The 262-nt window shown below is 48.9% G+C and carries 1 protein-coding gene; it reads right to left on the minus strand.

Annotated elements, in window-relative coordinates; genetic code table 11:
* Nucleotides 1–262, minus strand: a 262-nt coding sequence (locus AAEZ03_RS27800; protein WP_350583118.1) for an aconitase family protein, incomplete at both ends; no start/stop codon positions are given.

Raw genomic sequence — 262 nt, forward strand, 5'->3', positions numbered from 1 at the left:
TGGACAATACCTTGATTAGGATGATGAATATCATACAAACGCACGCCAAACTCTTTACAGTTTTGCGCCAGGGTTTCAACTTGAGTGCGGGCCATAGGGCTCAGTGCATCTAAACTGGCACTGCGGGTCGAGGTATTATGATCCATGGTGGCAAAGGTTTTGTGTGGTGCACGTAGTGTGCGTCCAGCCACTTTTAAGCCACTAAATGCTTGAGGTGATGTCACCTCATGCACTAAATGCCGGTCAACATACACGACGGGGG

The sequence above is a fragment of the Pseudomonas sp. HY2-MNA-CIBAN-0224 genome, assembly GCF_040310285.1.
Lineage (GTDB): Bacteria > Pseudomonadota > Gammaproteobacteria > Pseudomonadales > Pseudomonadaceae > Aquipseudomonas > Aquipseudomonas helleri.